Genomic DNA, 26,835 nt, shown 5'->3' on the forward strand with positions numbered 1-26,835 from the left:
TCCTACATTTCCTTGCGGAGCGCACTAAAACCCGCCCTCAAGTCTTGGGTAAGCAGCACCGGCTGTTCCCACGCGGCGAAGTGTCCACCCTTCGCCGGCCTATTGTAGAACACGAGGTTCGGATATCCTTTTTCAGCCCAACTCTTTGGCATCTGATACAGTTCGTCCGGGAAAGCACTGACCGCCACGGGAATTTTTACTCCTTTGGGGGCGAAGAAGGGAAGCTTGTTTTCCCAATACAAGCGTGCCGCGGACACGCCCGTATTAGTCAGCCAGAACAGCGTGATGTTGTCTAGCACGTCGTCAGGCGAAAGGCCTTCCTTCTGGCCGTCGAAGGATCGGGCGATGAGTTCAAGGCTACGAGCATCGTGGTCGAGCATGAAGGTCGCCAAGGCGACGGGAGAGTCCGAAAGGCCTACAAGCGTTTGCGGCCGCGTTCCCATCTCAAAGGCATAGTAAACATTCTTGTAGAACCCCGCGAGCTGCTCGTATGCCCGGACTTCGTCAGCTGACAGCCCTGCCGGCGTCGGAGCACCCGAAAAGGCAAGCTTGTCGATGTCCGGAGGAACCGCGCCCGCCATGTTGGTGTGGATGCCGACGAGTTCCGGCGGAGCCTGAACGCCCATCATGTCAGTCACCACAGCGCCCCAATCGCCGCCTTGGGCCACATATCGTTTGTAGCCAAGCCGCTTCATCAACTCGATCCATGCGCTCGCGATCCTCTCCGGTCCCCATCCGGTCTCGGAGGGTTTGCCAGAGAATCCGTAACCCGGCATCGAAGGGATCACGACATCGAATGCGTCACCCTCGGAACCGCCGTGTGCAGTCGGGTCCGTCAGAGGCTCGATTATCTTCAGTTGCTCGACGATCGAACCCGGCCAGCCGTGGGTCACAATGATTGGCAACGCATTTTTGTGCTTGGAACGAACATGGATGAAGTGAATGTCCAGGCCGTCGATATTAGTAATGAACTGGGGATAGGCATTAAGCCTCTCCTCGACCTTCCGCCAATCGTACTGATCAGCCCAGTACTTCGTAACCTGTTTGATTGTTTTCAACGGCACCCCCTGTGAGAAGTCAGATACCGTTTCCTTTTCTGACAGCCGCGTGGCGAGGATGCGCTGCCTAAGATCGGCGAGGTCTTCGTCGGTTGCCTTGTAGCTGAACGGTTTTATTGCCTGCGCGTCAGTTGTAGACGCGACAGCGGTGCTCCCGGCCAACATTCCTGCCGCGCCGGCAGCAGCCGCGCTAAGGAGTACGGTTCGACGGGTCATGGCAGATGATAAGTAAGACATGATTTTCCTCCTGGTGCAGCGACAAGTTCATCGCTGGTACATTGTAGGAGGGCAGTTCGATCAGGCTATTACCAGATCGTATACGTGACACGATGGTGTAAGACTTAGTTTCTGTTCGTCGCATCGACATGACTGAAGAACGCCGCCAGCATCTGGTCAATTGCACTTTCGGGTAAAAGAGGAGCGCGACTCTGCTTGCCCTCTCCACACGTAACAGCCCTAATTCGAACTCGGCGCGTGTTGGACGCGAGCGCCCTTGGACGGAATTATGCGGACATGTCAGAAAAGCCTACAAAGCCTACGTTGATTTCTACGAGCAGCGCCCGTTGGAAGCTGCTCGTAGAAAACCGTTCACGCCTTTGCGACTAACCGTGCCTTACGATTGGTAAGGTATACCCCGACGGCGACAATCATCGTGCCAACGATCAGTAGAGGGGTAAGTGGCTCGCCAAACGCGACGAGAGCCTGAATCGCTACCGTGGGCGGGCAGAGATAGATTAGGGACGCGGCGCGCGAGACCTGACCTCGGCGGATCAAATAAAGAAGCAGAGCGATACCCCCCACCGAAATCCCGAATACCGACCAAGCCAGAGCCGCGTAGGTCTCGAGGGTGCCATCGAAGCGGAACGTCTCGAACACCAGTGCGAAAGGAGCTGTCAGGCCCAGTGCACCAAGATATTGCAACGTCGCGATTGCTGTCAGGTCACCATTTTGAAGGTGCTTTTTCTGATAGATCGTCCCAAAAGTTACAGCGAACATTGCGGCGAGATTCACCGCAAGCGGAATTCCAGCATGCAGGAGATCAGACGTGCCGGGTTGCATGAGTTTCGGTGAAATGGCCAAGGCAATGCCGACAAAACCGAGTGCGAGACCTGCCGTCTGCGACGAACGCAGGCGTTCGCCTATAATGGCGTTAGCTGCCAGTGCGGTAAGAAGAGGCTGCATGGCAGCAATGATGCCCGAGATGCCGGCCGGAACTCCGTGCGCCACCGCCCACCAGACACCCCCAAGATAGAAGCCGTGTAAGAAAATACCCGAATATATCGCCCGCCACGCCAAAGCACCCTTGGGCCACTTCGCCCTGATGGCGAGGGAGATCGCACAGAAGACAACTGCCGAAAGCGCGTAGCGGATCACAAGGAACGAGAAGGGTTCAGAGTGTAGCGAGGCGTACTTCGCGATGATCCAGCCGGTTGACCAGAGAAATACAAAAATAGCAGGAGCGAAACGGTCAAGTGTCATGAAAAAAATCTCTAGTGTCTGAGAAACGTAGTTGTAGCAAAGCTTCGATGTTGGGCGTCCCGAAGCTGGTTTGATGATCGCGTCAACGCGGTTTATGAGCATTCCTTCGAGCCTCGAGCAATGAAGCCGAGGCCGTATAGCCGCCCCCCATCCCGTCCACGAAGTGCAAATGAGACCCTCGCTTGCCGATCGGTACGAGACAGGTCATCAGCGCATGAGATTGGCGATGCATCCCGAAGTAAACTTCGCCCTTGTAGTAGGCAGACGTCAAAAGCGCTTCGGCGTCCGCGATCTGCTCCGGCGTGCAGTCTAGGGTCAGCCGCAACACGTCATCGAACCGCCTGTAGTCCGAGTTCAGAACAACGTCTGCCCATCCCTTGCCGCCGAGGTAATCCGCAACGGAGTTGGCGATCAGGACATCATCGGGAACGGGATGCGACGAGCCATCCTCTAAGCCAAGAACGGGAAGCAATCGCCTTGCCAGCTGGGTGAAAGGTCCCGGCCTCATGTGATCTTGTGGCTCCACAAGAAGGGAAAGGATTTCACCACGCCTACTTGCGATGGGTGCCCACTCGCAAGTCAGCCCTTCGAGATCGGGCTTTGCGTATTCCTCACACGGCGAGAGCGCGTAATTTCCGGCTTTGATCTGCCGGTCTGCCCAGTTCAACCCTCCGCCAGCAAACATGGCATATGTTGCGGTTTCCGATGCGGCATAGCGTGCGACTTTCACATCGCTTCCGGCCGTGCGAATGTCTTTCACGGCAACCAGACCGGTTCTGAGTTTAAGCTGCAAATGGTCGCGGGCGTGGCCTGCGACCCGCCGTAAGACCCCGGTCGCGACTTCCTCCGCATCGGGACCAAATGCGAACGCTGCGCCGTCGCCACGGAAAACGAATGGAAAGTCGTAATTGCCGAACGCGTTGCCAAGTGCTGCTATCGCGGAAGCGCCCGTGTAATTCACATCCCTGAATTGGCCCCGCGCGATGGCTGACGTTGAGCCGACGACATCGGTTATGCCAACCAGCCAGTCATCGGGTAACGGGGTGTAGCCTGTGGTGTCCAACAGTTCGGCGAAATCACTGCTGGCTTCGAGGTGTCGGAATGCCTTGTTCATTAAAGCCTCCTGCATCAGAGATTTGCCTGGCCTGCCGTTGTGGCAGGTCAGGCAAGACGGGCTTTCGTTAGATGAGGGTCGTTACAACGTCCACTCTGCCGTGGGTTGCCTTCGAGTAGGGGCATATACCATGGGCGTCATCCAGTAGCTCCGTCGCAACTGCACGGTCGACACCAGGTACGCTTACGTTGAGGCGAGCGCTGAGAAAGAACGAACCCTCCTCCAAATTCAGGTCAATTTCGGCATCAACCGCGATTCCTTCCGGAAGCTTGATGTGCTTCTGCGACGCGGCGTACTCGATGGCACCCATGTAGCAGGCGGACCAAGCGGCACCGAACAGATTTTCGGCTGCCGGATGTGGCTGCTTCATCTTGAGGTCCAGATGGCCATCGCTGCTGCGTGCGCCACCGTCTCGACCGTTGGTGTTGTGGGTCTTACCAGTGAAAAGAACTTTATGTGTCATGGCGAAACTCCTCTGTGTTTGTTGAGTGTCTGCACCGTTGTGCTGGTAAGAGAGGTACTGCCGGACGACCGGAATTGCACGTTAGGCGTTGTTAGACGTTGATTGCCAGTGCTCTTCAACAAACAAGGATTAACAACGTCTAACGTGAGCTTCGTAGCGCCCCAGCGTAGCTTTCATGACAGCACAACGGTGCAGACGTTCAACCTTAGTTCTCGGGAGAGAGATCATGAACACCACCGAAATTGAAGTCATCGATCAGGATCGCCGTCGTCTCTTTGCTGCCGCCGCCCTCGGTGTAGCAGCACTCGGCATTGAAAGCCTGCTTCCGACCCCTTCGCACGCCTCTGCTGATCCGGAATCGATCCGTCCCTTTCACGTCAACATTCCAGAAGTCGACCTTGTCGATCTGCGGCGGCGGCTAGCAGCAACCCGCTTGCCGGAAAAAGAGACCGTGGCTGACTTCTCGCAGGGTGTCCCGTTGAAGACAGTGAGGCAGGTCTTACGTCATTGGCAGACAAAGTACGACTGGCGCAAGGTCGAGGCCCGGATCAACAGCTACCCAAACTTCATAACGCAAATCGACGGCCTCGATATCCACTTTATCCACGTTCGTTCAAAGCATGAAAATGCTCTGCCGCTGATCGTGACGCATGGCTGGCCCGGCTCTATCGTAGAGCAGTTGAAGATTATTGGTCCTCTAACCGACCCCACCGCCCACGGCGGAGATGCCTCCGACGCGTTCGACGTGGTCATTCCTTCTATGCCCGGCTTCGGGTTCTCCGGCAAGCCGGAGACAACGGGCTGGGGACCAGAGCGTATCGCTAGTGCTTGGACAACCTTGATGCGGCGTCTCGGCTATAACAGATTTGCTGCGCAGGGAGGCGATTGGGGCGGTATCGTCACCAATCAGATCGCGGTGCAGGCACCTCCGGAACTGCTCGGCATCCACACGAACTTCCCCGAGACCGTCCCCCCGGAAGTCGACCAAGCAGCTTTCGCCGGCAAACCAGTTCCAGCGGGCCTATCTGATGAGGAAAAGGCGGCCTACGAGCAGCTCGCGTTCTTCTATAAGCACGTCTATTATGCCTTTGAAATGGGGACGAGGCCACAAACCCTTGTCGCGTTGGCCGATTCGCCCGTCGGACTAGCAACGTTCATGCTGGATCACGACGCGCGTAGCCTGGAGATGATCTCCCGCTCGTTCGATGGAAAACCAGAAGGGCTGACACCGGACGACGTGCTGGACAACGTCACGCTGTTCTGGCTTACGAACACAGGTGTTTCCGCGGCCCGTCTTTACTGGGAAAACAAGATCGCCTTCTTTTCGCCCAAGGGTGTCAAGGTGCCTGTCGCGTTGAGCGTCTTCCCGGACGAGCTGTACGCGACGCCGCGGGCTTGGGCCGAGGCCGCCTACCCTAACCTAATTCACTTCAACAAGGTTGCAAAGGGTGGCCATTTCGCGGCCTGGGAACAGCCCAAGCTCTTTGTCGATGAAGTCCGGACTGGTTTGCGAAGCCTGCGGAAGGCCAGCTGACCGCTTCAGGCGCGCGCCTTGCGCGCGCCTTCCTCTTTCCCCGGGGTCGATCATGCAACATGTACATACTGCCAGGACCGAGACGATTGGCAGCCGAGATGACGGCTTCGCCCGCAGCTCGGATGGTGCTCTGGACATTAGACTTTCAAACCCGTCGGGCAATCGCCTCGGTACGAACCCGGAGCAGCTTGTCGCCATCGCTTGGTCGGCGAGTTTCGCGAGCTCGCTAAAGCGGATTGCAGACCTTAGAACGATCAAGCTCCACGCAGATGTCAGGATATACGCCAATGTGGAGTTATCCTCGGACGACCAGGGATACGTCGTCGGCGTCCGCCTGGACATCTACCTGCCAGGGCTAGATCGCGAGAGCGCATCGCTTTTGATTGAGGCGGCTCGGCATGAGTGCCCATATTGCCGGGCAACACACGGCAACATCCATGCCTTCTACAATCTAGTGTGAGCCGAACTTCGGGTCACCATGGCTCCCTAGCAGGCGTTGGAGTATAACGGGCGCGGTGGAGTCGGTTAGAGGGAATGGAAATGACGCGGGCGACCGGCGATGTTGCAGGTGACCTGTCCTTCGGGCCTTTTTGTCTGAATGTCGGTCAGCGGCTGCTTGCAAAGGAAGGGGTTCCGGTAGAGCTTGGCGCGCGCGCGTTGGACCTCTTGATCGCTTTAGCATCAGCTCCGAACACCCTCTTGAGCAAATCCGATCTAATGTCCCGGATTTGGCCGGACGTTGTCGTTGAGGAGGGTAATCTGCGCTTCCACATGACGGGGTTGCGCAAAGCCCTCGGCGACGGGCAGGATGGCGCGCGCTACATCACCACAATCCCCGGGCGCGGCTACTGTTTCGTCGCGCCGATTAAAGGCTCGGCCCACGTGCTGGTGACTGATGATGGCGCGGCGAAATTCAGGCATGCCAATCTCCCCAACCGCTTGGAACGCATGGTCGGGCGCGAGGGTGATATCCTTGACCTCTCGAATAGGGTGTCGAGGTTTCCCGTCGTTTCCATCGTGGGCGCAGGAGGCGTCGGCAAGACCACCGTCGCGATTGCATTGGCCAATCATTTGGCGACGACGTTCGATGGAGCCGCGGTACTTGCTGATTTCGGAACGCTAAGTGATCCATCACTCGTTTCACCCGCGCTTGCGTCCATGCTCGGAATACCCGTCGGCTCCGATGACGTACGCCCCAACCTGCTCGCCTACCTCAGAGACAAGCGTATCCTTCTTGTGTTCGATACCTGCGAGCACGTGATCGATACCGTGGCAGACCTTGCATCAAGCATAATCGACGCCGCGCCGCAGGTCCGCATCCTGGTCACGAGCCGCGAAGCCCTCAGGATCGAAGGCGAAAGCATCTACAAGCTCGACACGCTGGCCTGCGCGCCGGTCGATCCGGAAATGACTGCCGAGGCCATCCTCTCCTATCCAGCCTCCCAATTGTTCGTCGAACGCATCGCCGCGAGCGGAGCGGCCTTTAACATGACTGACGATGACGCGCGTGTCGTCGCGGCGATCTGCCGTAAGCTGGACGGAATGGCCCTCGCGCTGGAACTGGCCGCGAGGCGGGTCGAGGCCTACGGTCTCACCCAGACCGCCGCCCTGCTTGATCAGCATTTCGCCCTGGCGTGGGCTGGTTCGCGCAACGCGCCCCTTCGTCAGAAGACCCTGCAAGCGACACTCGACTGGAGCTTCGGGCTGCTGTCAGAACTCGATCGCACCGTTCTCGAGAGGCTGGCTGTCTTCGTTGGCGATTTCACGCTTGATGCCGCCTGGGAGGTAATCGCAACGCCATCCCTTGACCGACCTGCACTGTTTGGTTCTATCGACAGTCTTGTTGCCAAGTCTCTGCTGAGCGCGAGCTCGTTTGGCGCGATGATGCGTTACAGATTGCTCGATACAACGCGCGCCTACGCGCTCCATAGGCAGAACGAAGACGACCGCTCCAAATTGGCTAGCAGCCATGCTTCTTATTACCGACGCTGGTTGGAGCAGTTTGGCCCGGATTGGCCATCGCTCTCCAGCGGCCCTGAACGACTGCCCTACTTCCTCGGTATCAACAACGTGCGCGCGGCTTTGGAATGGGCGTTTAGCGATAGCAGCAATGTGGATGTGGGTATCAGCTTAGCTGCCGCAGCTGTTCCTGTATTTCAGGCGATGTCGCTCTTTCCAGAATGCCAGCGCTGGTCCGAGCGCGCTCTTTCAGCAATGGGAGACCATCATCGAGGAAGCCGTGAGGAGATGCATCTTCAGGCTGGCCGCGGCATCTCCCGCATGTATCTTCACGGCGGCCGTGAAACGCTTCCCGCGCTCACCAGGAGCCTCGAGATAGCAGAGGGACGAGGAGACGCGGTCGATCAGCTAAAGGTTCTTGGCCCATTGAACATGTTTCATCTCCGGACGGGAGATTTCAAATCGGCGCTCCAGTGCGCCTCTCGGTGTTCCTCCGTAGCTGAGGCAACCGGAGAGGCGTCAGCGATTTCGCTTGGACACTTCTTCCTCGGCAATTCATTGCACTTCAGCGGCAAACTTAGCCGCGCCAGGGTCGAACTGGAAGCCGCGTTATCGAGCGATCCGCTTCCGAGCCGCGCGCCAGGAAGCTACGTCGGCTTCCAGGGTCGCGGGCTGGCAGGCGGAATACTCGCAAGAAACCTTTGGCTGCAAGGCCTTCCTGACCAGGCTGAATTCAGGGCACGGCAAACGATCAAGGAAGCGGCGGAAGCGGACCACTCGCTGACGCTCTGCATCGCCCTGCTTGGGGGCATTGCTGTCTTCCTGTGGCGGGGTGACCTTGAGAGCGCTGAAGAGCACATAAATTGGCTGATTTCTCGTGCGGGCCTGCACTCTCTGTCACCTTACGTGTCAGTAGCCAGAGGCTTTGAGGCAGAAATCGCGATTCGCCGCGGCGACGCTGTCGCAGGCATCGATAGCCTCCGTCGATGTGTCGAAAGACTACATGCATCGAACTATGAAGTTTTCACAACGATGCTTGAGCTCTCGCTGATAGAGGGGCTGATGAAGATAGGACACGTCAACGAAGGTTTTGGTAGGGTCGAGACCGCAATCAACCTGGTCGAGACCAAAGGAGATTTTTGTTACCTCCCGGAGCTAATGCGCACGAAGGCCCACCTTCTACTGGCCATGTCCACTGCGGGAGAAGCGGGCGCATGCCTCGCAGCCGCGATCGAGGCCGGCCGAAAGATGGGGGCAAAGGGATGGAGATTACGTTCTACTCGCGACCTCGCCGCTCTGCTGGTGGCATCCGACAAACTAGACGATGCGGCAGCGCTCCTTCGGCCGGTTGTCGAAGAGTTCGATGAAGGCCACGCGACGGATGATCTGGAGACCTCGAAGGAGGTGTTGTCGCGATGCGTAACCTGAACCCGAGGAAATAGGCTTTTTCAATCGATGCCGCCACCGCCCCCCGTCCAAGGTGATTGGGTGGTCACGGAGGCTAACGCGGTTCCCCGCCAGCCAATCTCCCCTCGTCTAGGCGGGCCGTCAGAGGCGATCCTTGTAATCGCTGCACCAAACGCTGCTCCAGTGGTTGGCGCTTGTCCAGCGCTCGAAGACCGAGGCGCTGTAGTCCGTGCAGATTGTGCGGAAATGCCGCTCATGGACGGCATCCAAGTCCTCGTTTTGGACGTGGCGATTGTAAACAAAGCCACCGATCCAACCCGTAACGAACGGATTACCGTCTTCGACGTGATCTCTCGTATCTTATGAGGTCGATGATCTAGCGTTTGTTTGTGACTGGCCTGAAATGCCGGCCCGAACATATGTTCGTTAAATGGCCGTCAAAATCGTATGCTGGCAATTAACCGCATGTTTTCAGGTTGAATTACCATGTCGTCAGATATGACATGTAGGTCGAAACGAACTGAGGAGTCACGTATGGCTGATCATCATTTCTCCGAGATTATAGGTGCGGCCCTGTAATCTCAGGTCCCGGTTTTCGCACCGATCCGGGCTGGAGGACTTGGCATGGCCAAGCCGACTACCTAACGTATCCCTGAACGTGACATCGCGGCGACCTATACCGCGATCGCCAAGTTCAAGGATGCACTCCTGACATGCATGACATCGCCTGCCGTGAACATCGTCGACCCTGTCGTCGTTTTCACGGCCGATGAAATCGTAGCTGGTCCGCGTGCGGAACTCGCGAGCTTTTTCGCGAAGAATCCCCACACGTATATGGAGATCGATCCCGACGACGGTCTCGACACTCACGATCTGCTCGAATCTTCTTCAACGATCCCTTCGCTGATGAAATGCAGAAGTCGATGGGTCTAACTATTGTAGTGCTGCGTGAAGCACAGGCGATGCTGCCCGGGTCTGAATCCGCTGCGTTCAAGCTGGTGCAGGAAGCAGAACGCAAGTTCCTGTTTCGATGTTGTTGACATGGCCTACACCGCCAACCGCTAGGATCGAGGTTTCGACGCGAGACCCCGGCGGGCTCCTTCCGGGGTCTTCACGTAGGGGAGGGCCACATGAGTGCCCCAAACCCTAATTTGCTCATGGCCGGTGAAATGCATCGTCGAATAGGTAAATGATCCGCTTACCGACGCGATGCGTTTTCGTCGCCTCCTCGATAGTGGTATTACGATTGCCTGCGTGTGCAAACTCATGCCGCCAATCGAGTATCTGCTCATATGATGTCTCGATGTTTTTCCCGGTTCGTTGGAGCAACGCGGCCTTCTTTTCTCTCAGGCGGTTCTTGAAGCGCACCTTGATAGCGGGATCGAAAATTTCGCAGTACTTGGTTAGGTCTTTGACCAGCACACGGCTGTTAATTTTTTCGTAGCTCCGGCGGGCGTAGCCACCGAACGCGATGTGATGCCTGTCGGCGTACTCGTAAAGGACTTCTTTTACACATGTCTCATAGGTCGCGGCCATCGCAACCACTAGAAGACCTGCCAAATCAGCTCGAAATTGTACCGCCCTGTAACCGGAGTCGGGAGGTACCAAGCCATCAATTTCTGAGATCAAGTCGTCTATTTTGGAAAAATGCGCGTCGATGTCAGCCCTGGGCATCGCCTAACAAGTCCTTTGCGCGCTTTATCCGCTCTCTCACAGTTAATGTGTTTGTAGTCGCGTCTCGCAGGTATTCGTCAAATTTGGCGTCCCCCGTAAGTACCGCGTAACGTGCCTTGAGCTCCTCGCCCGTAATTTTGAGGTCTTCAAGAAGTGCGATCATGACGCCTTCGAGCATCGCTGCATTCAGAGCATTCCTGGGTCTGAAGGGACGAGTCAGGTTGTCGGCGACAAGCTTCGCGACCTCAGGGAAGCGCTTCTTGAATCTCGCTGACCGATCACTGGCGAAGTCTCTGTTAGCCTGCATCTGCTTGTTGAGATGCAGAAGCATGGGCTTTTCGTACTCTCCCCAAATCTCGAACAACGAGAAGAGTCTGAGTATTATTTCGACATCCTTCTGGTTTTTGTCTGGGCGCGGAATGCCCAAAATTTTCCGCCAGTCGGCGTTGTCATTCAGAGTTCGGAGCTCCTCGACAATCCGACCGCGGTATACCGCATTCCTGATTTCCTGTGGTTTCAGCTGGGTTCCACCGGTATTCAAGCGCTCAAAAATGTGGAATACGCTGTCGTTTCTAGCGCTGGGTTTCAGCTGCTTGATGTGGATCGCCCTGAGTGAAGTGTTACGGAGGCGTCGCTGATCCCGGGGCGATAGCTCGCTGAAGGTCTTCCCGTTGTATTCCGAGCGTTCAGAGAGGCCTTTCAGCCTGAAAACTTGGCGTCGACCCTGAGAGTCGGTCTCCCCAAAGTATCCCTCGAAGTAGTACTTGACCGACATGATGCGTTGCTGCCCGTCGATTATCTCCAGTTGGTCGTCATCGTTCACGTACAGGAAGACCTGCGGAACCGGGAGGCCCATCAGGAAAGATTCTATGAGCCTCGACGCCTGCTCGATTTTCCAGACGTATTTCCGCTGGTAGAATGGGACAATGATGTCGTTGCTTTGAACCTTGTTCGCAAGCAGCTCCAGAGTGGGATCAGCGGGTGACACCGAAATATCGAATTCAACAAACGCCGTTTCCTCTATTTCCTCTTCAGTCTTGAGTTCTTCCTCGATTTCTTGCTCTGCCATGCCACTGCCCCTTGGTTGCATGGAAGAACATCGAGAGTTTCATGGGAGCAGTCAATCCGAGGATCGGTTGTATCCCCGTGCGAATTGTCACCGGAACGTCTCGTAAATGGCCGGCCGACCAGCTTATTTGTCGGTTGCTACCGATCGTCGAAGACTTGCCGTCAACACAGACAGGGAACGTAATATGTTGAAAGCAATTGCAGATGCCATAGCTAAGCTCTTTAAGGCCGGTGTCGCGGGCCTGCGCTGGGCTGAAGACTTGGTGTTTTCACCATTCCGCGCGATGTTCGGCAGCGGTGGCGCGCCAATGCCACGGCCCGAGTTCACGCCGACGATGTCGAGTACCGAGCTTCTCGACGAGTTCGAAGCCGCTCGTAGGCAGGCAGCCGTTCATGATCTTGATCGGGATGGCATTTCGACTGTCATGCGCTACGCCAAGGCGCTGCCTGCTGCCCGGCCGACAATGGATTTGTCGGCGCTAACACCCGATGTTCGGTTGACCCTTCTGTCCATGGACGACACGGAGCTGCGTGCGCTCCAACAGTCCGGCATCGGCGCGGTTCGAAAGTTCGTCGCCGGCGACGAGCACGGCGTTTTCGGTGTGCCTGTCATCGGATCGGTCAAGGAAAGCACCGGGAAGCGCGAACTGTCACACGAAGAAAAATGGAAAGTCCGCTCTCTCATGCTCAAGAGCGAGGGAGCATCCTCGGAATTCAAACTCGCCCGTTAATGCTCGAAGGCCCGCCAAATTGGCGGGCCTTTCATTTCAGGTCAAATCGTCGCCTGCGCTGGTGGCACATCTGTCGCTCTCTCGAGGATCGCTTTCGCTGTCGCAGAAATATCCTGTGATCTGGCAATGAGAAGCATTGCCTGATGCAATTCAGGATACTGATGAGCGACGTCGCCGTAGTAGTCGTAGACCAGTTGCCATTCCTCATCGGTCAGAGTGGATTTCATGCTCGGCGCGCCTTCAGGATGTCGATGACTTCTTGGCGCTGACGACAGGCAGCGCGCAGCCGGGCGTTATCGGCCTCAAGCTCAGCAACCATTTCCATCGACGTGCGTGCCAATGCTTCCATCGTCTCTGCATGAGATGTCGCCGCCGACAAGGCGTCGTCGTAGCGGCGTTCGTAACGGACGCGCGCTGCGGCCGCGAGTCCGTCGCCGATAGCGTTTGCCAGGCCGACACCAGCTCCGGCGAGAACCAACATGCCCGCGGCATTGCCCATGGCAGCCGTATGAGCGGGGGAACCATAATTCGCCATGTCCAAGCCTCCGTGCGCCGTCGTTCACGCATACATGCCGGGCTCGATTCCCTCCGGCAAGCCGGTCGCAAAAACATAGCGATCGACACGTTAACGGAGCCCGTGTACCACCCGGCGCGTTATCTCGGGGGAAGGGTCATTGATATGAAGCATCCGCAGTTCATCCACCACTGGCGTGATTTTTGGCATCCGCGGAATGCCTGGGCCGAAAGCCTAGCTCGGAGACAGCTTGGAGAAGAGCCAAGCAAGACACGCGAGAGGCTGGAGGCGATCGAGCGCGAACGTCAGGCCGAAATGCCCCCATTCTGGATGTCATACTGCCAAGTAGCCGCACATGTAGTTTTAATCGGCTCGGTCGTCGGTGCCATCGTCTATTTCGTGTTCTAGTCTCGCGGTAGGCGACCGAGGATGATCCTATTGCCTTCAGTGTTGCCGCATGCTCGGCACCGTAGTCGTTTGGCGACTTCGGCAAGCACTATGCTAGACCGACCCCGTTGAAGGTCCCATCGATCCAGCCACGCCTCGCGCTCGCACTTGACGCATCGACCACCGACGCACTCCCACTCCATCATCCTTCTCAAGTCAGTCGCAACGTCTTCGAGCTCTCCGACATAAACCGGAGAGCCACGGCCGCCGCGGGTCAATTCAGTACCTTTCCGATGCCTCATGTTCTTTATTTGTTCCGGATAGCAACGCGAGTCAAGCAATGGTAGCTTCAAGCTGAGGTAGAACCGGGGGATGCCGTGGCCAGACCAAAGGTGAAGAAGCGCACTGTGAAGAAGAAGCGCGTTGCAACCGAGCCTGTGCCGCCGCCGTCGCGTCCGCTTGATGAAGTCTATCGCACGTTTCGACAGGGGCTTCGGGCGAAGACGCAGGGGAAACGTATTCTCTCCGACATTACGGCCGACATCTCCAAATATGCTGACGACCGCGAGCCGCAGATGCCTGGCACGACAATTCGCAATTCATTTCGGGCCTACCCTTGGCGGCCGACGCCTTTCAACACGGTCAAGGGCTGACGCGTTCTTGAAGTTGTATTTTTACGAATGCCGGATAGGTTCATCGCCGAAACGGTTTGTGGAATTTAATGGCTACTGACATCCCCAAAACTGAAATCTGGAGGCCGGGAAGTTTCACCAAGAACTTCAGCTGGGGGCGACCATCGGCTGGGCTGTCGGAATTGCACTACATCATCCGCCTTGGCTTCAACGGCGAGATGAAAGACGTCCCTCGCGAAGAGTTCCGCAGTCGCGTGCGGTCTGCCGGTCGACCCGACTATATCCCGATCAACTTCTTCCTCTTCAACAAGTCGGTCCGCGGCGTAGATCACCTATGCGCCGACGAGCTGGTATTTCAGGCCATCAACTGGGAACACTCTCCTCGTTTCGACAAGCTCGCTCTTTTCGTCTTCCTGCTGAGCTTGGCTGGACGATGGACGGGTGCCAGAAGAGAGCAGAGGCGTCCAGCGCTGTGGGCGAATGCGTACGTGCGAGAGCGAATCGCTGGGAGACTGAACTGGGAAACGAAAGCGGTCAGCGCCGACGATATCGAACGGTTCGTTAAGACAGATTCTCGTTATCAGGCCGAGACGACACGAAAGCTTGCGACCAACCTGAACTACCTCTTCATCGGCGGCCGCCTCAAGGAAATGAACACGACACGCATCGAGCGCTGGTGGGTAGACTGCCTTTTCCTGGCGCTTGATCGCATCATCGAAGACCGCCTACTCGATCGTTCGCCCACGTCGCCCAACGAATACGCGGGCCTTCTCACGGAATATGGCTTCCTTGAACTGACCGGCCGTTCGACACTGGAAAAGAAGCTCGCAATTAAACACCTCGTCACTCTTTACGACGCTTGTGGCGGGCGAAACCGGTTCTCGGACGACGCCACAAAGGAACGCACGCTCACCCTGATCCCAGACGTCCAGTTTTTCGTGAAAAACGATCCCCGTCCACGTGGTGCGATCCACAGTACCAATCCCCGTGTCCTCAAGAGCATTCCGGCAGCTTGCGCAATGCTCGCGAAGTACGCTGGCTTTGATGACTTGTCGCCCGACGACCTCGAGGAATTCGACCTCGCCGAGTTCGTGAAGAGAAGCACGCAGGCCGCGCTCGACAGACTGAAGCAGGAAAACATCGAACCCAGCATGACAGCCGAGGAGCTTATGAAATTGATGAGGGGCGAATGACCACTTTCATGGACTCCAGCATCCTGATCTCCCTGATCAAAACCACCGAGCCTAATCATCAGTGGTCTCTCGACAAATTCAATGACAGGAAGCAAGTCGGACCTGTCGTCATCTCGGACGTCGTTTACTCGGAAGTAAGCGTTTCGATGAAGGACGTCGGCGAGATCAACCAGGTCCTCACAGCACTCGGCGTCGAGCGATATCCTGGCAGCGACGACGCGCTGTTTGGCGCTGGGCGTGCCTACCACACTTACAAGAAGGCCAACAAAGGCCCGAAGAACAGCCTGCTGCCTGACTTTTTCATCGGTGCAGACGCGCATCAAGAAGGCGCGCCGCTGATGACAGACAATGCCCGAGATTTTACGAAATACTTTCCGAACCTCGTGCTGATCGTTCCCCCGTGAGCCAGAGACGCAACGACTGGCTGTGGTAAGATCGGGGACCGAATCACAGCGATAGATCAATGTTCGACGCACTCATAGAACGCGGCTTCCAAGTCGACATCCACAGTCACGCCCGAGCAATCCTGAGCGTCGATTTCCCGCAGGCTGTAGCCGAACTTGAAGAGACGATTGGCTCCTTGTCGATCCCGATCGAGGAAATCGTGGGTTCCGGTGGCGGAGAGTCACAGGGGACGCAGCGGCTTCGTCGAGCGCTCGCTGATCGCGGCTGGGAGAAGATGAATTTCACCGTCGAAAAACGGATCAACGGCGTCGCTCGAGAGGCTATCTCGCACGAGATCGATCACGTGAAGGCGTTCAGTCCCGGCGTCATCGCGGCCGAGATAGAATGGAACAATAAAGACCCCTTCTACGACCGCGATCTTGAAAATTTCAAACGCCTTCATGCCGATGGCGCGATATCGGTCGGCGTCATCATCACCCGCGGCACATCGATGCAAGATGAGTTGAAAGCGATGGTGCAGCGTTTCGCGACGGAGCGCGGCCTGAACTCACATGAGGCCGTCACTGCCTTCGGGATGAGCCGAACCGCGCGTCAGAACAAGGAAGTCGAGCGTCGCATGCGGGCCGGACAATCTTACGAGGAGGCGTGGGCGAGCCAGTTCGTGTCGGACAAATACGGACAGGCCACGACGCATTGGTCTAAGCTTGAGGATAGGGTCCACCGTGGCGTCGGAAACCCCTGCCCTCTCGTACTCATCGGGCTGCCCTCCAGCATCGTTACGTTCGACGAAAACCTTCAGCTGGAGGACATCGAGCGCGAGGAAGAAAGCCTTATCGAAGAAGGCATCGCAGACGCAGCCGACTGATTATTCGGCTGCCACTCGGTCAGTGGCGGAATTGTAGCCGTAGGTCTTCCAATCTGGCTCGTATGCCTCGTCGGCTTGGTTACCCCAGGTCGCCCATCCCTTACGGACGCCGCGACCGAACATCTCGAGGTACGGCCCCGGCGAGCAAGCCTCGATCAGGGGATACTGCTCATCTGGCTTGCGTGAATGCTCACGCTTGCGAGAGGACAGGTAGTTGACCTGTGATCGGCCCGGATCGAGGGTGCGCGCGTTCTTGCCGCGAACACCGAACAGGATCAGTTCGGTGACGTTGCGGAAATAGAAACCGACGCCACGACCGTCAGAGCCGCCGTCCTTACGGATTTTGTGCCAGACGAGGTTAGACTTGTATTGGAAGCCCCACGCCTTCATGACTTCAAGGCCTTCAGGCAGAAGAGCGTTTGGAACCCAAAGATACAGGTGCGACGTCGCCGCGGCCGCCTTAGCAACAGGCAATTCCATGATCTCTGGCAACGCCATGGTACCGTAGCGCGACAGGCGTTTATGTTCGGGAGCGACCTTGCCGGTGCGGTTTACGAACTGCCATGGCGGGTCCGCCATAATTGTCGCGAACTTGCGACCCGCAGTGAAATCCAGGAAATCCTGAGATGGTGTTGGAGCGGCTGGGCGGTCTAACATCAAAATCTCCTTAGAATCCCGGGAGTTTGCCGAGGGTGCAGAATCGGCAAGATCGGGCATTTACATTTCCGCATCGTTAAGATCGCAATAGCATGCGGAGCTGGTGTCGTCCTTGTGGAAATCTCGAAAACCGAGATTTTGCCGGCTCTGTTGCCAAACGATCGCGTTCCTCTTCTGTTCTATTTTTCGAGTCGGGTCAACGCTTGCGCCAGAACATTGCTTCGCTGGGAAGGCTTACGGGCGGACCTGTGCCGCTCGACCCTTGAGACAACGCGTAGCACCTCGGAACTCACGCTGCGCGATAAAACCTACGACCACTCCAATAACCATTAGCAGGTACGGCCAGACGACGATGAGGGCAACGATCAGCCAGCCTTTCGGGTTGTGGACGCTATTCGCAAGCTCGTCGCTCTTGCCGGCAAATGGATTGACCCAGTCGATTGCCTGGTACGCTCCGATCACCGCGAGATACGCTGCCGTCGCCACGCAAACCGCGCTGGCGACCTGGATAACCCGATACATCCGTTTCTCGACGAGCTTCTCGAGGGCGAAGATGTAGACGACGAAAGTGTAGGCAAAACAGGCAAATAGCGCCCAGCCATTATAGATCGTCGAAACGAACGAATGAAATTGACCGACCATGAAATCCCCCAGTTTAAGAGCATCTTACAGCGAGTCGCTTCGGCGGCAATGCTTGCGGTTGCGCCCTCACTGACCGCTTCTAGCAACTTTGGTTTAAACTTTACCTGCTGTACTCACCATCAATGGTAAAGCGCCCTAGTAAACCACTGCTCCACGAACAGGAAACCTCTCTGCGAGGCAAGCCCCGCCGGAGACGCGATCCGGCGCAGCCCTCCCTCCCCCTCGACCCAATGCCTGACCGCATCGAGCCGTGCTTAGCGCTCTTGAGGCAGAAGCCGCCGGTCGGCCCACAGTGGGCATTCGAAGTTAAATGGGACGGATACCGCGTCGCGGTGCACCTCGACCATGGCAGGGTCCGCATCATCACCCGCGGCGGCCACGACTGGACGGATCGGTTTCCCGCGATCGCCGACGCCGCCCGCAAGCTCGGTGTCGGGATGGCGATCATCGACGGCGAGGCGGTCGTCCTCGACGAACAGGGACGATCAGATTTCAGCGCTCTCCAGCAGTCTCTCGGCGGACGCGGCGGAAAGAAGACCTCCGTCTCCTCGATCCTGATGGCGTTCGATCTGCTCTATTTCGATGGCCACAGCCTGCTGAACACCGAATTGTCAGCGCGGCGTCATCTTCTCGAAGGCATCATCCCTAGCGGCACCGATAGCGCGATCCGCTTGTCCGAGGAAGTCGAAGCCGACGGCGCTGCACTCCTTGCAGCAGCGTGCGAACATGGACTTGAGGGCATCATCGGCAAAGACCGCAACAGTCCGTATCGCTCGGGTCGAGGCGGCGATTGGGTAAAGGTCAAATGCGTTCAAAGCGACACCTTCGCCGTCGTTGGCTATGAGCATTCGTTGTCCGCCCGTGCCGGCATAGGCGCGCTGCTGCTTGCGGCGCGGAAGGACGGCAAGCTGGTCTACGTGGGGTCGGTTGGCACCGGATTCAAAGAGTCAGCGGCCTGGAAGCTCCGAGAGCAACTCGACAAGCTCGTGGCGAAGAAGCCGGCGGTCGATTACGGCGGACGCCGAAAGAACGTGGTCTGGGTGCGCCCTAGCCTGTTCGCGGAAATCGAGTACCGGGCTTGGACGCACGATGACAAGCTGAGGCATGCCTCGTACAAGGGGCTGCGCGATTCAGCCGATGCGGCGGACATCTACGAGATTGAGTGATCCGTCGGCCTGACAGAAACCCGAGTTTCTGTCAGCGTTTCTGTCAGAAGAGCAATACGTAGTGCCAATGAAATATGATTAGATAAAGCTAATAAACCTTTCGGGACAAGGTGTTGTAGGCTGGTCGGAGTGGCAAGATTCGAACTTGCGACCCCCACGTCCCGAACGTGGTGCGCTACCAGACTGCGCTACACTCCGTGACCAGCGGCGCCTCTATAGACCGGCCCATCCTGTTGCGCAAGCACCAAAATTCAAAAGCCGGCGCATTTTTTACAGACGCGGCCAGCCCCCATCTCGGCCGCGTAAGTGGAACAAAAAGACACACTTGCGGCAAATTTTGCGATTGCGAAGGCGGGCCGATTTTCTTTTGCCGGGTTCCGCGCTAAAGCGCTCGGCGGGACAAGCGGAAACCGCTGCAGACCAGCAGTTCCCGCCGTCGAATGCGCGACAACATTTCAGGGACGAAAGAATGAAACTCCGCACCTTTGCCGCGGCTGGGCTTGCCATTGCGCTTGCCGGCTGCACGACGATTCAGACCTCTGCCGATCCGATTTCCAGCCGCTGGGTTGGCCAGTCCGCCGGAAAGTTCTTCGCCGCCTTCGGCCCGCCGATCAACGACGTCGAAAACGGCTCCGGCGTCACCTACACCTGGAAGGGTGGCTACAAGACCGTGCGGGTTCCGGCAAAATATGCGGACGGTACGGACGGCAAGCGCGGCAAGCAGATCGCGGCGGCCCGCACGCAGTACCTGCGCTGCCAGGCCGAAATCGTCACCAGCTCCGACTACACGATCCGCAGCATCCGCGTCGTCGGCGACATCCCGGGCGTCAACGGCCCGTCCTATTGTGCCGAGTTCCTGGCACCGGCACAGCCCGCGTAGTAAGAAACGGCACAGCAAGTGGCTTTGGAAGGCGGCCCTACGACGGGTCGCCTTTTTTGTACCGAGTGGGTGCCACTCATCGCGTGTCGCCACGCGGCTTCGGTCGCAGCTGACATCTGCGCAAGCGAGTGTTTATCATTGCTGGAGTTCAGTGGCTGGGGCGCCAGGATTCGAACCTGGGAATGCCGGTACCAAAAACCGGTGCCTTACCGCTTGGCGACGCCCCACCAGAGCTTGAAAGCGGAGACCGCTTGCCAAATCGACGCCTGCTTAGCAAAGCTCGCCTGCCGTCACAATCATTAAGTTTCGGGCCGTGGCATATTTCTGTGCGCTTTCTGCGTCACCATGCTAGGTCTCGCGTCAGCCGTCCAGGACGATGGAGTGACGATGAGCCAATACCGTGCCCGACCGCCTGCCCTCGCAACGCTGCTGCTCGACGACGCCGTGGTTCGGATCACGCGCTGGGACTTCGAGCCGGGCGCCGATACGGGCGTCCATACGCATGGAATGGGCTACGTCGTCGTGCCGATGACCGATTGCCAGTTCCTGCTGGAGGAGAAGGACGGCAGCCGCAGGGTCGACATTGCCAAGGGCGCCGCCTACCGGCGCGATGCCGGCACCGAGCACAATGTCGTCAATGCCGGCGATCAACCGATGTCCTTCATCGAGATCGAATACAAATAAATGGCAAGTCCCAAATTCAATCTGGCTTTCGAGCCCGCCTATGGCCAAGCCGTGCCAGTTGCCTCGGGCGTACAGCGCATCACGGTCAACAACCCGAGCGCCTTCACCTTCTACGGTACCAACAGTTACATCATTGGGGATCAATCCACGGCCGTCATCGATCCCGGCCCCGAGGACGAGGCACATTTCCAGGCCTTGATGGCAGCGCTCGATGGACGCGAGGTCACCCACATCTTCGTCAGCCACACACATCGCGACCACTCGCCGCTGTCGCGGCGCCTGCAGGCGGCGACCGGCGCGCGGATCGTGGCCGAGGGACCGCACCGCGCCGCCCGCCCGCTGCACCAAGGCGAGATCAACCCTTTTGCCGAGAGCTCGGACCTGGATTTCAGACCCGACATCACAATTCGCGATGGTGAAACGATCGCGGGCGACGGTTGGAGCCTGACCGGCGTCCTGACGCCGGGACACACCGCCAACCATGCGGCCTTCGCGCTCGAGGGGACGGGGATCCTGTTTTCCGCCGATCATGTCATGGCGTGGGCAACTTCCATCGTCGCACCGCCAGACGGCTCCATGTCGGATTACCTGGCCTCCCTCGACAAGCTGATTGCGCGGCATGACCGCATTCTGCTTCCGGGACATGGGGGCCCCGTGCACAAGCCGATCTCGTTCATGCGGGCGCTGAAAACCCATCGACGAATGCGCGAACGGGCTGTGCTCGGCCGCATCCGAGCCGGCGATCGCAACATTCCCGAAATGGTAAAGGTCATCTATCGCGAAACGGATCCACGCCTGCACGGCGCCGCCGCCCTCTCGGTGCTTGCCCATATCGAGGATCTGCTGGAGCGCGGTGAGATCGAAACCGACGGGCCGCCTGCCCTGCTCGGGTCATTCCGGCCGGCAAAGCGGAGATAGTCCGTGCGCGAGGCCTACAGCTATCGCGCCGATGCCGGCGTGCCCGAATTCGCGGATGACAAGCCTCTCATCGTCTTCGATGGAGAATGCGTGTTCTGCTCGGCGTGGGTCCAGTTCGTGCTGAGGCGCGACAAGGCTGAGCGCTATCGCTTTCTTGCGGCGCAATCGCCACTCGGGGAAGCGCTCTATCGCCACTACGGGCTCGATGGACGCGACTACGAAACCAATATCCTGATCGAAGACGGACGCGCGCACTTCAAGTCGAGAGGGACGATCCGTATGATCGAAGCGCTTGGCTTTCCCTGGTCACTTATAGGCGTCCTTCGACTGCTCCCGCGGGGGCTTGCCGACAGGCTCTACGAATTCGTGGCGCGAAACCGTCTGCGCATTGCCGGCAGGCGAGCCACCTGCTTCGTGCCTAGCCCGGATCAGAGGCGCCGATTCCTAGGGTAATCAATCGAGGACGACTGGTCCCGACGGCCCAACTTAAACGCGACTAGCTGCCGGCGATGCCGAGCAATTCGGAATCCAGAGCCTTCAGGTAGTCCTCGGCAACATCTGCGCTGAGGCCAAGGTCGTGAGGGCCGTAGCGTGAGGCGACCCTGACGTCGACAAGGGTGGTTTCGGCTTCTTCGCGCAAACGGATGACGATGTCGAAACGCAAGCCGAGGACCAAGGTGCGGGTTTCGCCCTGGAGCGTGACGCCATTGGCCCGGCGAATCAGCTGCGCGACATCGTCATCATAAGGCCGCGGCGTCGGGATCGGCACGGCCTCCGGTGCCTCGGCAACCGCGCCATCATCCGGCTGCGGCTTGACCGGCCGATCGTCGATATCGCTTGGCTCGTCGTCGCCATCGGCGCGAGTGATCCGAATGCCGCTCTGCTTGGCGACCTTCTTCACGGCCTGGAGCACGCGGTCTATCGCACCGTCGTAGCGACGGCCGGTCAGCTCCGGATAGGCCTCCAGTTGCTTTTCACGGTCCTCCGGCGTCGCAGCTGGCGGGCGCTTCAGCCAGATCTGGTCGGCATTCGGTGTCTTCAGCCAATCCGGGGCGGAGACGAGATCGGTCGAGACGTCGTAGATTGCCGGCAGCATGAAATATCGTTCGGCAGCAATTGCGCCGAGCGCCAGCGGAAGAGCAACAAAAATCAAGGCTTTCAAGGCATCCAGCCCACCTTCGGCCCCTGTCAGCCAAAGGCTGCGGAGGCCGGCGAAGGCAAGCAGCGCCGCCAGCAGTGCGAAGCCCGCAGAGACAATCAGCACCAGCACCAGGTATGGCGTGGCAAGGCCGGCGAAGCGGTGACCGACCAGGGCGGCAAGGCAAAGAACCAGCGCAAATGCCCCGAAGCGCCGCGAGAAGCGGGCGGCACTTGAAACGGGGCGGTCGAAACGGATTGCCATCAAACTTACCGGTTACTCGCAAGCGGCGCGTCCCGCATGAACGCGCAAAATCGCCCTCGACTTGTTTAGTGCAAGATTCGCCTAAATTGAAACTGTTGTGTCGATCCGAGGCACGCAATCCACGGAGAAGACGACAATGGCGTGCGTGAGCATTTTCTGATATTCGTTGATTTGCAGTTGTGTGGTTCGCGCTGCAACCGACCAACAGGAGAAGGGCAATGATTGCACCGGAGCTCGCATCGGGAACCCAGGCGCCGACGCTGGGGGCGACAGCCGATCATGCAGATCCGCTTCTGCCGATAGAGCTTCTGGAACTGGAATTGTCGCTCGACGGATATGATGGCAAATCCGACTTCTGTGAGACGGTGCGCGTGGCTTCGGCCAAGGCCGGCGGCGAATTCCTTTTCGACCTTCCAGCCGAGGGGTTGATGGACGACTGCAAGCGGATCGCCGTGCTCCGCATCCCCTCCTCCAACGAGAAGATGCGTGTCGTTCTCGCTGTACTCGATCACAGCGGCACCGAAATCCGGATGGAAGCACCGGATCCCGCGACAGCCCACCTCGTCCGTTTCGCCGATGCCTTCATCAAGGTCCTCGAACGTTTCTGACCTCGAGCTCTTTCAGGGCTAGTCGCGCGCCGCGGCTGCCTCGGCCACACTGCGAAACGGGAATTTGCGGCCGCATTCGCATTTGATCATGCAGGTTTCCTGATGATTGGAGGGGCGCTGGATGAAGAAGCCGCGCGGCAGGTGGTCGACGCTGAAACCCGGATGCTTGCGCTTCGGATCATCGATTTCGGAAGCTTCGGCAAAACCGGTATTGCCGCATTGCGGGCAGGTCAGTTTCTTCGAGAATCGATCGCGCAGTGCCATGCTTGCCTTCCAATATCGTGCGAGCCGCCTTCTTACAGACGATCCCGGGCGGGCGAAAGCCATTCACGCGCCGGATCGGCCGGCAGGCCGTGATCGCAAAATCAGCTCGTAACCCTAACCCATTCTTTTAGTTGACTGTAACCGGTGATTAGCGTCATCTGATTGCGGGAAATTTTCGTTGCAAAGACACACCGATGCGTATCCTCGCTTTATCCCTCGCGCTCGCCGCGGCCGCCGTAAGCCTATCAGCGTGCCAAGCACTGCCGCCCGAGCAGCAGCGCGCCGCCGACGAAGACCAATGCCGACGCTATGGCTTCAAACCCAGGACCGACGGGTTTGCAGCGTGCCTGCAGCGCATCGATCTCTACCGCCGCGCGCAGTATCGCTATGACAGCGACAGGCTCATGATGGGGATGGCGTTCGAACTGGACCCGTCCTACTACGGGCGCCCGTACTGGCGGCACTATCGCTATTGATGACGGCCTGCGCCGCGGCAAGGCGGGCGATCGGCACGCGGAACGGTGAACACGACACGTAGTCCAATCCGATTTCCTCGCAGAAATGGATGGATGCGGGATCTCCGCCATGTTCGCCGCAGATTCCGAGCTTCATATCGTTGCGGGTGCGCCGACCGCGTTCGGCGGCGATGCGGATCAACTCGCCGACACCATCGAAATCCAGTGAAATGAAGGGATCGTGCTCGATGATCCCCTTGCGCTGATAGGTCGGTATGAAAGCGGACGCATCGTCGCGCGAGATGCCGAAGGTCGTCTGCGTCAGGTCGTTGGTGCCGAAGGAGAAGAACTCCGCCGCTTCCGCAATAATATGGGCCCTGAGGGCTGCGCGCGGCAGCTCGATCATCGTGCCGACGAGATAGTCGATCCGCATGCCGGCCTCCGCCATAACGTCGCCGGCAATGGCGTCGATGCGCTCCTTGACGTAATCCAGTTCCGCGCGCAACCCGACGAGCGGCACCATGATCTCAGGCACGACGGCAGCGCCGGTTTCATGAGCCGCCGCGACCGCCGCCTCGAAGATGGCGCGTGCCTGCATCTCGACGATCTCGGGATAGGAAATCGCCAGCCGGCAGCCACGATGCCCGAGCATCGGATTGAATTCGTGTAGGGCATCAACGCGCTGACGCAGCAACGCCGGATCCATGCCCATGGCGGCGGCAACGTCGGCGATCTCCTCGTCCGTCTTCGGCAGGAACTCGTGCAGCGGCGGGTCGAGCAGACGAATCGTCACCGGCAGCCCATGCATGACATTGAAGAGGCTGGTGAAATCGTGCCGTTGCACCGGCAACAAGCTGTCCAACGCGGTGCGCCGGCCGGTTTCATCCTCCGCCAGGATCATCTCGCGCATTAGCTGAATGCGATCGCCCTCGAAGAACATGTGCTCGGTGCGGCAAAGGCCGATGCCCTCGGCGCCGAAGGAACGAGCCGCGCGCGCATCCGCCGGCGTATCGGCGTTGGTGCGCACCGTCATCCGCCGTGCCCGGTCGGCCCATTGCATGATGCGCCCGAAATCGCCCGAAAGCTCCGGCTGGATCATTTGCACGTCGCCCTTCAGCACCTGTCCCGCCGAGCCGTCGATGGTGATGACATCACCCTTCTTCAGTGTGACGCCGACGCCGATCAGCCGCTCGTTGCGTACGTCGATGCGCATGCTGCCAGCACCAACGACGCAGGGGATGCCCATGCCGCGGGCGACAACGGCGGCATGGCTGGTCATGCCGCCACGCGTCGTCAGGATGCCCTCGGCCGCGTGCATGCCGTGAATGTCTTCCGGGCTCGTCTCGACGCGCAGCAGGATGACCTTGCGCCCCTCCTCCGAGGCAATGACCGCCTCTTCGGCCGTAAAGACGATTTCGCCGGTCGCTGCACCCGGCGATGCCGGCAGGCCAGTGCCGATGATCTCGCGCGACACGCGCGGGTCGATCGTCGGATGCAGAAGCTGGTCCAGCGACGAGGGTTCGATGCGAAGCACCGCTTCCTCTTCGGTAATTACTTTCTCATCGACCATGTCGACGGCGATTTTCATCGCCGCACGCGTCGAACGCTTGCCTGAGCGGGTCTGCAGCATCCACAGCTTTCCGCGCTCGATGGTGAATTCGATGTCCTGCATGTCGCGATAGTGCGCCTCGAGTTCGGCGCAGATGCGCGACAACTCTTTGAAGGCATCAGGCATCAATTTTTCCATCGACGGTCGTTCGGAACCGGAGCTGATACGACCCTCCTCGGTGATGCTCTGCGGCGTGCGGATACCGGCGACGACGTCCTCGCCCTGTGCATTGACGAGAAATTCGCCGTAGAGCGACTTGTCACCCGTGGACGGATTGCGCGTGAAGGCGACGCCGGTCGCAGACGAATTGCCGTGGTTGCCGAAGACCATCGCTTGGATATTGACGGCCGTACCCCAGACTTCAGGAATATTGTGAAGCTGGCGATAGGTGACGGCGCGGGCGCTCATCCAGCTCGAGAACACGGCGCCGACCGCGCCCCATAGCTGCACTTCCGGATCCTGGGGAAATTCCTCGCCCAGTTCCTCCTCGATCATGTTCTTGTAGAGCGAGACCACATGCTGCCATTCGCTGGCGGTCAGTTCCGTGTCGAATTCATAGCCGAGCCTAGCCTTCTCATCCTCGAGGATTTCCTCGAACACCTCGTGATCGAGACGCATGACGACGTCGGCATACATCTGGATGAAGCGGCGGTAGCTGTCCCAGGCGAAACGGGCGTCGCCGGCATCGTGGCCGAGCGCCTGCACGGTTTCATCGTTGAGGCCGAGATTGAGGACAGTGTCCATCATTCCCGGCATCGAAACACGCGCACCAGAGCGCACCGACAGCAGCAGCGGCCGATCACCCGCGCCAAACCGCCGGCCGGTCGCTTCCTCGATGCGTTCGATGCCGGTCCGGACCTGCGCTTTCAGATCCTCGGCAACCTGTCGCCCGTTCTTGTAGTAGGCGGAACAAGCGTCAGCGATGATCGTCAGACCCGGAGGAACGGGAAGGCCAAGATTGCACATCTCCGCGAGGTTTGCGCCTTTGCCGCCCAAACGCTCAACGTTGAGGGCACTGCCCTCTGCCTGACCGTTGCCAAATGTATAGACCCACTTGGTCATATTCC

General features: G+C 58.5%; 29 protein-coding genes and 2 tRNA genes. 15 read left to right on the forward strand and 16 right to left on the reverse strand.

Features of this window, described 5'->3' with window-relative positions:
• Positions 1-2: 2 nt before the first annotated feature.
• The 4 genes from FHT77_RS02305 to FHT77_RS02320 all read right to left on the reverse strand — a co-directional run bounded on the left by FHT77_RS02305 (position 3) and on the right by FHT77_RS02320 (position 4,114).
• Positions 3-1,295 (reverse strand): epoxide hydrolase family protein, encoded by a 1,293-nt coding sequence (locus tag FHT77_RS02305; RefSeq protein ID WP_183752151.1) that lies wholly within the window; start codon positions 1,293-1,295, stop codon positions 3-5.
• A gap of 351 nt (positions 1,296-1,646) precedes the next feature.
• A complete protein-coding gene (locus FHT77_RS02310) occupies positions 1,647-2,537 on the reverse strand; it encodes a DMT family transporter (protein WP_183753847.1) in 891 nt (296 codons plus the stop codon).
• 82 nt (positions 2,538-2,619) lie between these two features.
• Positions 2,620-3,651: a DUF3095 family protein gene (locus tag FHT77_RS02315; RefSeq protein ID WP_183752153.1), complete on the reverse strand. Its 1,032-nt coding sequence runs from the start codon at positions 3,649-3,651 to the stop codon at positions 2,620-2,622.
• A 67-nt stretch (positions 3,652-3,718) separates the two neighbouring features.
• Positions 3,719-4,114, reverse strand: a complete 396-nt coding sequence (locus tag FHT77_RS02320) for an Ohr family peroxiredoxin (RefSeq protein WP_183752155.1) — start codon at positions 4,112-4,114, stop codon at positions 3,719-3,721.
• Positions 4,115-4,340: 226 nt separating this feature from the next.
• On the opposite strand from FHT77_RS02320, the gene FHT77_RS02325 reads away from it, so the two are divergent.
• From FHT77_RS02325 to FHT77_RS02335, 3 genes are all read left to right on the forward strand, one after another.
• Positions 4,341-5,648 carry an epoxide hydrolase family protein gene (locus FHT77_RS02325; RefSeq protein WP_183752157.1) on the forward strand — a complete coding sequence of 436 codons (1,308 nt, stop codon included), beginning with the start codon at positions 4,341-4,343 and terminating at the stop codon, positions 5,646-5,648.
• Between the two features lie 52 nt (positions 5,649-5,700).
• Positions 5,701-6,108 carry an Ohr family peroxiredoxin gene (locus FHT77_RS02330; RefSeq protein WP_183752159.1) on the forward strand — a complete coding sequence of 136 codons (408 nt, stop codon included), beginning with the start codon at positions 5,701-5,703 and terminating at the stop codon, positions 6,106-6,108.
• 80 nt (positions 6,109-6,188) lie between these two features.
• A complete protein-coding gene (locus FHT77_RS02335; RefSeq protein ID WP_183752161.1) occupies positions 6,189-9,035 on the forward strand; it encodes an ATP-binding protein in 2,847 nt (948 codons plus the stop codon).
• 507 nt (positions 9,036-9,542) lie between these two features.
• Here the strand turns inward: FHT77_RS02335 and FHT77_RS02340 are convergent.
• The 3 genes from FHT77_RS02340 to FHT77_RS02350 form a co-directional block, all read right to left on the reverse strand.
• On the reverse strand, positions 9,543-9,884 hold the full coding sequence (locus FHT77_RS02340) for a hypothetical protein (protein ID WP_183752163.1): 342 nt from the start codon (positions 9,882-9,884) through the stop codon (positions 9,543-9,545).
• 285 nt (positions 9,885-10,169) lie between these two features.
• Positions 10,170-10,688 carry a HEPN domain-containing protein gene (locus tag FHT77_RS02345; protein WP_183752165.1) on the reverse strand — a complete coding sequence of 173 codons (519 nt, stop codon included), beginning with the start codon at positions 10,686-10,688 and terminating at the stop codon, positions 10,170-10,172.
• Positions 10,675-11,757, reverse strand: coding sequence for a DUF262 domain-containing protein (locus tag FHT77_RS02350; protein ID WP_183752167.1), 1,083 nt, complete (start codon positions 11,755-11,757; stop codon positions 10,675-10,677). Before FHT77_RS02350 ends, FHT77_RS02345 begins: the two co-directional genes overlap by 14 nt.
• 184 nt (positions 11,758-11,941) lie before the next feature.
• Here FHT77_RS02350 and FHT77_RS02355 point away from each other — a divergent pair, with 184 nt between their 5' ends.
• The gene (locus FHT77_RS02355; RefSeq protein ID WP_183752169.1) at positions 11,942-12,487 is read left to right on the forward strand and encodes a hypothetical protein; all 546 of its coding nucleotides are present in this window, start codon (positions 11,942-11,944) and stop codon (positions 12,485-12,487) included.
• A gap of 41 nt (positions 12,488-12,528) precedes the next feature.
• On the opposite strand, the gene FHT77_RS02360 is transcribed toward FHT77_RS02355, so the two are convergent.
• Together FHT77_RS02360 and FHT77_RS02365 are read right to left on the reverse strand one after the other, a co-directional pair.
• On the reverse strand, positions 12,529-12,714 hold the full coding sequence (locus tag FHT77_RS02360) for a hypothetical protein (RefSeq protein ID WP_183752171.1): 186 nt from the start codon (positions 12,712-12,714) through the stop codon (positions 12,529-12,531).
• Positions 12,711-13,022 carry a hypothetical protein gene (locus FHT77_RS02365; RefSeq protein WP_183752173.1) on the reverse strand — a complete coding sequence of 104 codons (312 nt, stop codon included), beginning with the start codon at positions 13,020-13,022 and terminating at the stop codon, positions 12,711-12,713. The genes FHT77_RS02360 and FHT77_RS02365 overlap by 4 nt, the downstream gene beginning before the upstream one ends.
• Before the next feature lie 743 nt (positions 13,023-13,765).
• Here FHT77_RS02365 and FHT77_RS02370 point away from each other — a divergent pair.
• The 4 genes from FHT77_RS02370 to FHT77_RS02385 all read left to right on the forward strand — a co-directional run bounded on the left by FHT77_RS02370 (position 13,766) and on the right by FHT77_RS02385 (position 16,483).
• Complete coding sequence (locus FHT77_RS02370) at positions 13,766-14,041, forward strand: hypothetical protein (RefSeq protein ID WP_183752175.1); 276 nt, start codon at positions 13,766-13,768, stop codon at positions 14,039-14,041.
• Between the two features lie 68 nt (positions 14,042-14,109).
• On the forward strand, positions 14,110-15,213 hold the full coding sequence (locus FHT77_RS02375; protein WP_183752177.1) for a hypothetical protein: 1,104 nt from the start codon (positions 14,110-14,112) through the stop codon (positions 15,211-15,213).
• Complete coding sequence (locus FHT77_RS02380; RefSeq protein ID WP_183752178.1) at positions 15,210-15,617, forward strand: type II toxin-antitoxin system VapC family toxin; 408 nt, start codon at positions 15,210-15,212, stop codon at positions 15,615-15,617. Before FHT77_RS02375 ends, FHT77_RS02380 begins: the two co-directional genes overlap by 4 nt.
• A 59-nt stretch (positions 15,618-15,676) precedes the next feature.
• Entirely contained in the window at positions 15,677-16,483 is an 807-nt protein-coding gene (locus FHT77_RS02385) for a BglII/BstYI family type II restriction endonuclease (protein ID WP_183752180.1), read from the forward strand.
• Here FHT77_RS02385 and FHT77_RS02390 read toward each other — a convergent pair whose 3' ends face one another.
• Positions 16,484-17,140, reverse strand: coding sequence for an MT-A70 family methyltransferase (locus FHT77_RS02390; protein ID WP_183752182.1), 657 nt, complete (start codon positions 17,138-17,140; stop codon positions 16,484-16,486).
• Between the two features lie 234 nt (positions 17,141-17,374).
• A complete protein-coding gene (locus FHT77_RS02395; protein ID WP_246719630.1) occupies positions 17,375-17,782 on the reverse strand; it encodes a hypothetical protein in 408 nt (135 codons plus the stop codon).
• A 122-nt stretch (positions 17,783-17,904) separates the two neighbouring features.
• Between FHT77_RS02395 and ligD the strand changes: the two genes are divergently transcribed.
• Positions 17,905-18,948: a non-homologous end-joining DNA ligase gene (ligD, locus tag FHT77_RS02400; RefSeq protein ID WP_183752184.1), complete on the forward strand. Its 1,044-nt coding sequence runs from the start codon at positions 17,905-17,907 to the stop codon at positions 18,946-18,948.
• Between the two features lie 121 nt (positions 18,949-19,069).
• On the opposite strand, the gene FHT77_RS02405 is transcribed toward ligD, so the two are convergent.
• Positions 19,070-19,146: transfer RNA gene (locus tag FHT77_RS02405), tRNA-Pro, on the reverse strand.
• 271 nt (positions 19,147-19,417) lie between these two features.
• On the opposite strand from FHT77_RS02405, the gene FHT77_RS02410 reads away from it, so the two are divergent.
• A complete protein-coding gene (locus tag FHT77_RS02410; RefSeq protein ID WP_183752186.1) occupies positions 19,418-19,828 on the forward strand; it encodes a hypothetical protein in 411 nt (136 codons plus the stop codon).
• A 152-nt stretch (positions 19,829-19,980) separates the two neighbouring features.
• Here FHT77_RS02410 and FHT77_RS02415 read toward each other — a convergent pair.
• Positions 19,981-20,055 (reverse strand) — tRNA-Gln (locus tag FHT77_RS02415).
• A 160-nt stretch (positions 20,056-20,215) separates the two neighbouring features.
• On the opposite strand from FHT77_RS02415, the gene FHT77_RS02420 reads away from it, so the two are divergent.
• From FHT77_RS02420 to FHT77_RS02430, 3 genes are read left to right on the forward strand one after another with little or no spacing between them, the layout of a single operon-like run.
• A complete protein-coding gene (locus FHT77_RS02420; protein WP_112661495.1) occupies positions 20,216-20,512 on the forward strand; it encodes a cupin domain-containing protein in 297 nt (98 codons plus the stop codon).
• The gene (locus FHT77_RS02425) at positions 20,513-21,430 is read left to right on the forward strand and encodes an MBL fold metallo-hydrolase (protein ID WP_183752188.1); all 918 of its coding nucleotides are present in this window, start codon (positions 20,513-20,515) and stop codon (positions 21,428-21,430) included.
• A 3-nt stretch (positions 21,431-21,433) separates the two neighbouring features.
• Positions 21,434-21,883, forward strand: coding sequence for a thiol-disulfide oxidoreductase DCC family protein (locus FHT77_RS02430; RefSeq protein ID WP_183752190.1), 450 nt, complete (start codon positions 21,434-21,436; stop codon positions 21,881-21,883).
• A 43-nt stretch (positions 21,884-21,926) separates the two neighbouring features.
• Here the strand turns inward: FHT77_RS02430 and FHT77_RS02435 are convergent, their stop codons facing one another.
• Positions 21,927-22,832, reverse strand: a complete 906-nt coding sequence (locus FHT77_RS02435; RefSeq protein WP_183752192.1) for a DUF1499 domain-containing protein — start codon at positions 22,830-22,832, stop codon at positions 21,927-21,929.
• A 218-nt stretch (positions 22,833-23,050) separates the two neighbouring features.
• On the opposite strand from FHT77_RS02435, the gene FHT77_RS02440 reads away from it, so the two are divergent.
• Complete coding sequence (locus FHT77_RS02440; RefSeq protein WP_183752194.1) at positions 23,051-23,440, forward strand: hypothetical protein; 390 nt, start codon at positions 23,051-23,053, stop codon at positions 23,438-23,440.
• Positions 23,441-23,458: 18 nt separating this feature from the next.
• On the opposite strand, the gene FHT77_RS02445 is transcribed toward FHT77_RS02440, so the two are convergent.
• On the reverse strand, positions 23,459-23,704 hold the full coding sequence (locus FHT77_RS02445) for a hypothetical protein (RefSeq protein WP_016553047.1): 246 nt from the start codon (positions 23,702-23,704) through the stop codon (positions 23,459-23,461).
• 194 nt (positions 23,705-23,898) lie between these two features.
• On the opposite strand from FHT77_RS02445, the gene FHT77_RS02450 reads away from it, so the two are divergent.
• Positions 23,899-24,180 carry a hypothetical protein gene (locus FHT77_RS02450; RefSeq protein ID WP_114711859.1) on the forward strand — a complete coding sequence of 94 codons (282 nt, stop codon included), beginning with the start codon at positions 23,899-23,901 and terminating at the stop codon, positions 24,178-24,180.
• Here the strand turns inward: FHT77_RS02450 and ppdK are convergent.
• On the reverse strand, positions 24,107-26,830 hold the full coding sequence (gene ppdK, locus FHT77_RS02455; protein ID WP_183752197.1) for a pyruvate, phosphate dikinase: 2,724 nt from the start codon (positions 26,828-26,830) through the stop codon (positions 24,107-24,109). The genes FHT77_RS02450 and ppdK overlap by 74 nt on opposite strands.
• Positions 26,831-26,835: the final 5 nt, after the last annotated feature.

It is taken from the genome of Rhizobium sp. BK181 (genome assembly GCF_014193305.1).
Lineage (GTDB): Bacteria > Pseudomonadota > Alphaproteobacteria > Rhizobiales > Rhizobiaceae > Rhizobium.

Excerpts from the sequence above, each read along its gene's own strand:
- FHT77_RS02305 (WP_183752151.1), bottom strand. The coding sequence starts at position 1,295 with ATGTCTTACTTATCATCTGCCATGACCCGTCGAACCGTACTCCTTAGC.
- FHT77_RS02310 (WP_183753847.1), bottom strand. The coding sequence starts at position 2,537 with ATGACACTTGACCGTTTCGCTCCTGCTATTTTTGTATTTCTCTGGTCA.
- FHT77_RS02315 (WP_183752153.1), bottom strand. The coding sequence starts at position 3,651 with ATGAACAAGGCATTCCGACACCTCGAAGCCAGCAGTGATTTCGCCGAA.
- FHT77_RS02320 (WP_183752155.1), bottom strand. The coding sequence starts at position 4,114 with ATGACACATAAAGTTCTTTTCACTGGTAAGACCCACAACACCAACGGT.
- FHT77_RS02325 (WP_183752157.1), top strand. The coding sequence starts at position 4,341 with ATGAACACCACCGAAATTGAAGTCATCGATCAGGATCGCCGTCGTCTC.
- FHT77_RS02330 (WP_183752159.1), top strand. The coding sequence starts at position 5,701 with ATGCAACATGTACATACTGCCAGGACCGAGACGATTGGCAGCCGAGAT.
- FHT77_RS02335 (WP_183752161.1), top strand. The coding sequence starts at position 6,189 with ATGACGCGGGCGACCGGCGATGTTGCAGGTGACCTGTCCTTCGGGCCT.
- FHT77_RS02345 (WP_183752165.1), bottom strand. The coding sequence starts at position 10,688 with ATGCCCAGGGCTGACATCGACGCGCATTTTTCCAAAATAGACGACTTG.
- FHT77_RS02350 (WP_183752167.1), bottom strand. The coding sequence starts at position 11,757 with ATGGCAGAGCAAGAAATCGAGGAAGAACTCAAGACTGAAGAGGAAATA.
- FHT77_RS02355 (WP_183752169.1), top strand. The coding sequence starts at position 11,942 with ATGTTGAAAGCAATTGCAGATGCCATAGCTAAGCTCTTTAAGGCCGGT.
- FHT77_RS02360 (WP_183752171.1), bottom strand. The coding sequence starts at position 12,714 with ATGAAATCCACTCTGACCGATGAGGAATGGCAACTGGTCTACGACTAC.
- FHT77_RS02365 (WP_183752173.1), bottom strand. The coding sequence starts at position 13,022 with ATGGCGAATTATGGTTCCCCCGCTCATACGGCTGCCATGGGCAATGCC.
- FHT77_RS02375 (WP_183752177.1), top strand. The coding sequence starts at position 14,110 with ATGGCTACTGACATCCCCAAAACTGAAATCTGGAGGCCGGGAAGTTTC.
- FHT77_RS02380 (WP_183752178.1), top strand. The coding sequence starts at position 15,210 with ATGACCACTTTCATGGACTCCAGCATCCTGATCTCCCTGATCAAAACC.
- FHT77_RS02385 (WP_183752180.1), top strand. The coding sequence starts at position 15,677 with ATGTTCGACGCACTCATAGAACGCGGCTTCCAAGTCGACATCCACAGT.
- FHT77_RS02390 (WP_183752182.1), bottom strand. The coding sequence starts at position 17,140 with ATGTTAGACCGCCCAGCCGCTCCAACACCATCTCAGGATTTCCTGGAT.
- FHT77_RS02395 (WP_246719630.1), bottom strand. The coding sequence starts at position 17,782 with ATGGTCGGTCAATTTCATTCGTTCGTTTCGACGATCTATAATGGCTGG.
- ligD (WP_183752184.1), top strand. The coding sequence starts at position 17,905 with ATGGTAAAGCGCCCTAGTAAACCACTGCTCCACGAACAGGAAACCTCT.
- FHT77_RS02410 (WP_183752186.1), top strand. The coding sequence starts at position 19,418 with ATGAAACTCCGCACCTTTGCCGCGGCTGGGCTTGCCATTGCGCTTGCC.
- FHT77_RS02420 (WP_112661495.1), top strand. The coding sequence starts at position 20,216 with ATGAGCCAATACCGTGCCCGACCGCCTGCCCTCGCAACGCTGCTGCTC.
- FHT77_RS02425 (WP_183752188.1), top strand. The coding sequence starts at position 20,513 with ATGGCAAGTCCCAAATTCAATCTGGCTTTCGAGCCCGCCTATGGCCAA.
- FHT77_RS02435 (WP_183752192.1), bottom strand. The coding sequence starts at position 22,832 with ATGGCAATCCGTTTCGACCGCCCCGTTTCAAGTGCCGCCCGCTTCTCG.
- FHT77_RS02440 (WP_183752194.1), top strand. The coding sequence starts at position 23,051 with ATGATTGCACCGGAGCTCGCATCGGGAACCCAGGCGCCGACGCTGGGG.
- FHT77_RS02445 (WP_016553047.1), bottom strand. The coding sequence starts at position 23,704 with ATGGCACTGCGCGATCGATTCTCGAAGAAACTGACCTGCCCGCAATGC.
- FHT77_RS02450 (WP_114711859.1), top strand. The coding sequence starts at position 23,899 with ATGCGTATCCTCGCTTTATCCCTCGCGCTCGCCGCGGCCGCCGTAAGC.
- ppdK (WP_183752197.1), bottom strand. The coding sequence starts at position 26,830 with ATGACCAAGTGGGTCTATACATTTGGCAACGGTCAGGCAGAGGGCAGT.